Below are 6,056 nucleotides of genomic sequence, written 5' to 3' on the forward strand. Positions count from 1 at the left end.
GTGCCTCTCCTGCAGAGAAAGAAATGAACAGCAAAATTTGTTAAGACTGCAGTGTAAAGATGGAGAGATAAGTTCGTTTAACGGAGTTGGGCGAAGTTTTTATTTATGTCAAGATTGTCTCAAAGAGGATAAAAAAATTATCCGTGCACTCATGCGAGAGTGTAGAGGTGGAGATAAAGATAAACATATGAACAAACTAAAGGAGATCATCACTGATGACAGAAAAAGTTAGAGTACACGAGATTGCAAAAGAGCTTGGAATTGCTTCTAAGGATGTATTGGAAAAAGCAAAAAAAATGGGTCTAGACGTAAAATCTGCACAAAGTGTAGTGACTATGGAACAGGCTGAAAATATTGCCAATTACATTATTAATGGAGAGCCAGCTGTAACTGAGCCGGCAAAACCAGTTAAAAAAGAGAGCAAAGAAGCAAAAAGTGATACTCCTAAAGAAGAAGCTCCTGCGAAAAAAGAGACAAAGAAAGAGACAAAAGCCAAAGAAGTAAAAAAAGAGACAGCTTCAGAAGCAAAAAAAGAAGAAACAAAAACGCCTGTAGAAAAAACAGCTGAGAAAAAAGACGAAAAAAGTGAGACTCCTAAAGCGAAAGAAGCAGTAAAAGAGGAATCAAAAAGTAATCTAAAAGTTGTTCAACCTTCAGTTCGTCCTGCTATTAAAAAGTCAGGCCTTAAAATAGTTAAGAAGAAAAAACCAAAAGAGGAAGAGGTTTACTCTGCACCAGCTAAGTCTTCAGGAAGTGTATCTTCATATGGTAAAATGTCTCAAGAAGCACTTGAAGAGTTGGCAAAGAAGAAAAAAACAGTTAAAAAAGAGGCACCAGCACCAAAAAAAGATCAGGGTGTAAAACTTGATATATTTGGTGGTTCACTTGCAGAAGTGACAATGGATATGGATGATCAGGTTGTATTACTTGACTTAAATGCGACAGAGCGTGCTCAAATTGTTGTTGAAGAGCCTAGAAAACCAAGAACGCCAAAGCCAGTAGGTAGAAATGCAAATAAGAAGCAAGCACCTCGCGGTAGAAAGGTTGCTCGTGACAAACGTAAGAAATATACAAAAGAGAAACCTGTTGATGAAGTAGTAACGCATGTTGAGATTCCTGAAGATATTCGTGTTTATGAGTTCGCAGAAAAACTAAAACGCCCAATGTCTGACATTATCAAAGTCCTTTTTGACCTTGGTATGATGATGACGAAAAATGACTTCTTAGGTGCTGATGAGATAGAGATTCTTTCAGAAGAGTTTGGTGTTGAAGTAACTATTATTGATCCTAAAGATGAATTTAACTATGTTGAAGAGGCAAAACCTGATGAAGACCCAGATGCAGTTGAACGTCCACCGGTAATTACAATCATGGGGCATGTTGACCATGGTAAAACATCACTTCTTGATGCAATTCGTAATGCAAAAGTAACAGAGGGCGAAGCAGGTGGTATTACACAGCATATTGGTGCTTACACAGTAAACCAAAATGGTAAAGACATTACATTTATCGATACTCCGGGTCACGCAGCATTCTCAAATATGCGTCAACGTGGTACGGATATTACAGATATTGTTATTATCGTTGTTGCGGCAGATGATGGTGTAAAACCACAAACGCTTGAAGTTATCAAGCTTGCTAAAGAGTCTGGTAAGCCAATCATCGTAGCACTGAACAAAATGGATAAAGAGACTGCAAATCCTGACCTTGTGAAAGGTCAAATGGCAGAGCAGGGAATCAATCCTGTTGACTGGGGTGGAGATATTGAATTTGTTCCGCTTTCTGCAAAAACAGGAATGGGGATTGATGAACTCTTAGAGAACATTCTTTTAACTGCAGAGGTTATGGAGCTTAAAGCAAATCCTAATGCAAAAGCAAAAGCAGCAGTTGTTGAGTCTTCACTTGAAAAAGGTCGTGGACCGGTTGCTACAGTAATCGTTCAAAACGGTACGCTCAAAGTTGGAGATCATGTTGTCTGTGGTGCCGCTTATGGACGTGTGAAAGCTCTTATCAATGATATGGGTAAAAACATTAAAGCTGTAAGTCCGTCACATACAGCCGTAACAGTAGGGCTTAATGAAGTACCACCTGCAGGTGAGATACTGATGGCAATGGACAGTGATAAAGAGGCTAAAGAGTATGCACTTAAACGTAAAGAGTATGAGCGTCATAAAGAGCTCTCTAAATCTACGAAGTCATCTTTAGAAGATATGACAGCGATGATCGCAGAAGGAAAACTCAAATCACTGAAAGTTGTACTCAAAACTGATGTTCACGGTTCACTTGAGGCTATCAAATCAAGTCTTTCAGAACTTAGAAATGATGAAGTGAAAATTGATATCATCTCTAGTGGTGTTGGTGGAATTACAGAAAGTGATGTTGAACTCGTTGCAAACTCTGAAAACTGTGTACTTCTTGGATTCAATGTTCGTCCAACTGGTTCAGTAAAAGCACTGGCAAAACAGAGAAATGTGGATATCAGAACATACTCTATTATCTATCAGCTTCTTGATGATATGACAATGATGCTTACAGGTATGATGGCACCGAAATGGACAGAAGAACAGACTGGTCAAGCTGAAGTACGTGATGTATTTAAATCACCTGCCGGTATGGTTGCTGGATGTGTTGTTGTGGATGGTAAACTTATCCGTGGTGGACTTGTTCGTGTTATCCGTGAGGGCGTTGTCGCATTTGAAGGTGAACTTGTATCACTCAGACGTTTCAAAGATGATGTACAAGAAGTTGGAAATGGTTATGAGTGTGGTGTTATCATCTCTAACTATGAAGATGTACAAGTCGGTGATGTAATCGAGACATTCAAAAAAGTAGAGCAAAAAGTATCACTTTAAGATGACAGAAGCACAAATAAAGCTAAAGAGAACAGAGTCTCTCTTAGCTGAGATCATTCCAGAAGCACTTTCACAACTCAATGATGCACGCTTGCATGAACTGAATGTTATTGAAGTAAAGTGCTCTCGTGGTAGAAGTGATGCAAAGGTCTATATTGACCCAAGCAATTTTAGTGAAGAAGAACGCCGTGTTTATATGAAACAGCTTCGTAAAGCACGTCCTATCATCGAAGATTTTTGTCTCAAAGATCAGGGTTGGTACAGATGTCCAAAACTTACATTTGAGTTTGATGAGCAGCTCAAAAAATCACAAACGATTGAAGAGCTTTTTAAAAAGATAGTAAAAAAAGAGGAAGAGCAATGAGTCTGCAAAGTGATATAGAGTCTGTTGTAAAATCAGTTGGCTTAGAGCTTTATGATACGGTAATTGTTAACGAGTTTGACGAGACGATCTTTCGTGTGAGCGTAATATCACCTGAATTTGAAGATGGCAAACGTAAAAGTGTTAATTTGGATGCATATGTAGAGCTCACGCACCTTCTTTCTCCACTTTTAGATGTTACACCACCTGTTTCAGGGGAGTATAGACTTGAGGTCGGTAGTCCGGGAATAGAGAGAAAGCTCACAACGCTTGACCATTTTAAAAAGTCAATCGGTGAAGATATTGCCATTGTATATGGTGAAAAAGAGAAGCTTCGTGCAAAACTCAAAGAGGTCAATGGCAATACCTTAGTCTTTGAAAATGAAGAGGGTGCAACTGAAGTTGATTTCAATGATGTCAAAAAAGCAAAAACTTACTTTGAATGGTAATCGATAACGACTTTTTTATGCGACTTGCCTTGGCAGAGGCTTGGAAGTATCAGGGGCTAACATACCCAAACCCTGCCGTTGGATGCTGTGTTGTCGGGGAGCATGGAGAAATCTTAGCTGTTGAAGCACACCACAAAGCAGGTGCGCCTCACGCAGAGGTAAATGCTCTCAAACTTGCCTATTACAAACTTACAGATGACAGCTATATTTTGGCACTTACAGACTCTACAGATATTCATACTCACCTTTTAAGCAATCATAACGGTATTTTTGAAAATGTAAAACTCTATACAACGTTAGAACCATGTTCACACTATGGCAAAACTCCCTCTTGTGCAAATCTCATTGCGGAACTTGGCATCAAAGAGGTCTATGTCGGCTCAAATGACAGAAACAAAAAAGCGGCAAATGGAAGTATGATACTCTCGATGAATAATTGCATGGTTTACAGTGAAATTTTAAAAAAAGAGTGTGATGCATTGCTTTATCCCTTTCAAAAATCTCTTGAGAATAACTTTGTCGTTTTTAAATGGGCACAGCGACTCAATGGAACAACAGATGGTGGTATAATCAGTTCTGAGAACTCACGCAAGCAGGTGCATGCTATGCGTGATGCATGTGATTTATTAGTTATCGGTGGTGGAACTGTACGTGAGGATAGACCAACACTTGATGCAAGGTTAGTCAATGGGAAAGCTCCGGATATTTTAATACTCTCACGCTCTAAAGAGTTTGACAGGACTATTCCTCTTTTTAATGTAGAGGGACGAGAAGTTTTTATAGAAGATAATTTAGAAAAAATCAAAGCGTACAAAAATATTATGATAGAGGGTGGCAGTAAAATGTATGCACTTACTCGTGATATTGTTGATTACTATCTTTGTTATATTGCCCTCTCTCTCGGTGGAAAAGAGTCCATAGCGTTTGGTGAAGATGATTTTGAGTTTTTAAATGTGGATAAAGAGAGCGAAGATATAATTATATGGATGAAAAGAAGGAAATAAATTTATGAGTATTTTAGAACAAGAGGGTGATGTAAAACAGGAAAAAATTGTCTCTATGTTTGATGATATTGCACCAACATACGATACAGCAAATCGTGTTATGAGCATGGGTGTTGACATCTCTTGGCGCAAAAAGGCCTGTGATTTGTCATTTGATTACTATGGCAAACAAAGTATTGACAAGATTGTCGATGTTGCTTGTGGAACTGGTGATATGATGGGTTATTGGCAAAAACAGGCACAAAAAGCTGGTGTTGCAATTACTGAATTTGTCGGTGTTGACCCATCCAATGGAATGGTGGATGTAGCTAGAAAAAAGTTTCCAGATTTTCATTACCACATTGCAAAGGCGACAGAGATTCCTCTTGAGGATGCATCTGCTGATATACTTAGTATTACATATGGCATACGAAATGTAGTAGAACGTCAAGAGGCATTTTATGAGTTTAACCGTGTACTTAAAAAAGATGGGCTTGTAGTAATACTTGAATTTATGAAAGATGAAAACAAAAATATCCTCAAAAAGATTCGTGACTTTTATATGCATAAAATTCTTCCGTATGTAGGTGGAGCGATATCAAAAAACCTTGAAGCCTATACCTATCTTCCAGACTCGATAGAGAACTTTGTAACGATTCAGGGAATGCAAGCAGAGCTAGAGAAAGCTGGTTTTGAGATGCTGCATTCTCAAAGTTTTTCTATGGATATATCCACCTTGATGATCGCTCGTAAAAAATAATACTTCTATTAGAAGCAAGGTTTTAACCTTGCCATCTAACCAAATGTAATTAATTCACAAAGATCAACCTCTAAACATTTTTGCTATTTTATAGAGATGCTCCAAATTAAAATGTTTATTGTAACGGTTGTTTTCACAGTTTGAATAAAATACCACAGATTTTATACTAATATCCAAAGCCAAATCTAATTGTGTGAATTTACGGCTCTCCCGTAAAAACTTCACTTTTTTTGATATTTTTTTATAGGAATCACCTATTTCTTCATTTGTAGTATACTAAATTCATTTTTCATACTATTTATTATATAAAGTTAATTAATGTTTAAACTTTATAGGGATAGAATATGAAAGTCTTTATCCTATAGGATAATATTGTTTATTTATGGGCTAAAGAGAATCTATTAAAGGAAAAAGTATGAAAAAAAGTTTGGTGTTGGCAGGAATGCTTTGTGCAGGTTCTATGGTATCTGCTGCAAATGTTGATTATTTTGTAGCAGTTGGAGGAGGAAAAGGATATGAAACAGTAAAAGTAGATGTTTCAGGATCTTCAGTAAGTACGAGTGATAATGGTGGAGCATTTTCTGTTGATGCAGGTGTACTATTAAATGATATGTAGATACGCATCAACTTGGCCACCCGTACGCATTAACA

Annotated in this window: 7 protein-coding genes; all 7 read left to right on the top strand. The window is 37.6% G+C overall.

Annotated elements, in window-relative coordinates:
* Positions 1 to 37: 37 nt before the first annotated feature.
* Entirely contained in the window at positions 38 to 232 is a 195-nt protein-coding gene (locus ES948_RS09740) for a hypothetical protein (RefSeq protein WP_246153863.1), read from the top strand.
* Positions 216 to 2,852, top strand: coding sequence for a translation initiation factor IF-2 (gene infB, locus ES948_RS09745; RefSeq protein ID WP_152184756.1), 2,637 nt, complete (start codon positions 216 to 218; stop codon positions 2,850 to 2,852). Before ES948_RS09740 ends, infB begins: the two co-directional genes overlap by 17 nt.
* A gap of 1 nt (position 2,853) precedes the next feature.
* Entirely contained in the window at positions 2,854 to 3,216 is a 363-nt protein-coding gene (gene rbfA, locus ES948_RS09750; RefSeq protein ID WP_152184757.1) for a 30S ribosome-binding factor RbfA, read from the top strand.
* The gene (locus ES948_RS09755) at positions 3,213 to 3,662 is read left to right on the top strand and encodes an LSm family protein (RefSeq protein WP_152184758.1); all 450 of its coding nucleotides are present in this window, start codon (positions 3,213 to 3,215) and stop codon (positions 3,660 to 3,662) included. Before rbfA ends, ES948_RS09755 begins: the two co-directional genes overlap by 4 nt.
* Positions 3,656 to 4,666 carry a bifunctional diaminohydroxyphosphoribosylaminopyrimidine deaminase/5-amino-6-(5-phosphoribosylamino)uracil reductase RibD gene (ribD, locus tag ES948_RS09760; RefSeq protein WP_152184759.1) on the top strand — a complete coding sequence of 337 codons (1,011 nt, stop codon included), beginning with the start codon at positions 3,656 to 3,658 and terminating at the stop codon, positions 4,664 to 4,666. Before ES948_RS09755 ends, ribD begins: the two co-directional genes overlap by 7 nt.
* Before the next feature lie 4 nt (positions 4,667 to 4,670).
* Positions 4,671 to 5,405 carry a bifunctional demethylmenaquinone methyltransferase/2-methoxy-6-polyprenyl-1,4-benzoquinol methylase UbiE gene (gene ubiE / locus ES948_RS09765; protein ID WP_152184760.1) on the top strand — a complete coding sequence of 245 codons (735 nt, stop codon included), beginning with the start codon at positions 4,671 to 4,673 and terminating at the stop codon, positions 5,403 to 5,405.
* 415 nt (positions 5,406 to 5,820) lie between these two features.
* Positions 5,821 to 6,021 (top strand): hypothetical protein, encoded by a 201-nt coding sequence (locus ES948_RS09775; RefSeq protein WP_152184761.1) that lies wholly within the window; start codon positions 5,821 to 5,823, stop codon positions 6,019 to 6,021.
* Positions 6,022 to 6,056 lie beyond the last annotated feature (35 nt).

Origin of the sequence: Sulfurimonas indica (assembly GCF_009192995.1) — a bacterium.
GTDB classification, from domain to species: domain Bacteria; phylum Campylobacterota; class Campylobacteria; order Campylobacterales; family Sulfurimonadaceae; genus Sulfurimonas; species Sulfurimonas indica.

Excerpts from the sequence above, each read along its gene's own strand:
- infB (WP_152184756.1), top strand. The coding sequence starts at position 216 with ATGACAGAAAAAGTTAGAGTACACGAGATTGCAAAAGAGCTTGGAATT.
- rbfA (WP_152184757.1), top strand. The coding sequence starts at position 2,854 with ATGACAGAAGCACAAATAAAGCTAAAGAGAACAGAGTCTCTCTTAGCT.
- ES948_RS09755 (WP_152184758.1), top strand. The coding sequence starts at position 3,213 with ATGAGTCTGCAAAGTGATATAGAGTCTGTTGTAAAATCAGTTGGCTTA.
- ribD (WP_152184759.1), top strand. The coding sequence starts at position 3,656 with ATGGTAATCGATAACGACTTTTTTATGCGACTTGCCTTGGCAGAGGCT.
- ubiE (WP_152184760.1), top strand. The coding sequence starts at position 4,671 with ATGAGTATTTTAGAACAAGAGGGTGATGTAAAACAGGAAAAAATTGTC.
- ES948_RS09775 (WP_152184761.1), top strand. The coding sequence starts at position 5,821 with ATGAAAAAAAGTTTGGTGTTGGCAGGAATGCTTTGTGCAGGTTCTATG.